This is a genomic window from Monashia sp. HAY1-2A, assembly GCF_056755315.1.
Window position 1 is genome coordinate 1 of sequence record NZ_JBNDHY010000645.1, and the last position, 246, is coordinate 246.

1 protein-coding gene is annotated in these 246 nt (G+C 70.7%); it reads right to left on the reverse strand.

Features of this window, described 5'->3' with window-relative positions:
- A partial coding sequence (locus ACPYOM_RS23390) for a 2'-5' RNA ligase family protein (protein WP_481347809.1) occupies positions 1-225 on the reverse strand: 225 nt, incomplete at its 3' end.
- Positions 226-246 lie beyond the last annotated feature (21 nt).

A 246-nucleotide genomic window follows, 5' to 3' on the forward strand; every position in this document is an offset into this window, starting at 1 on the left:
CCCCCCCCCCCCCCCCCCCCCCCCCCTCCCCCCCAAAACAACCCACCCCCACCAGATTACTACGCGTCTCGTGGGCTCGGAGATGTGTATAAGAGACAGCCGCAGGACGAGCGGGTCCCGTCGCGAGGCGGCCGCGCCGAGGGCCTCGGTGAGGTCGTCGAGCCGGTGCTCGGGGACCGCGCCGAGGAACGCCAGGGTGACCTGCGGTGGCTGTCTCTTATACACATCTGACGCTGCCGACGACGG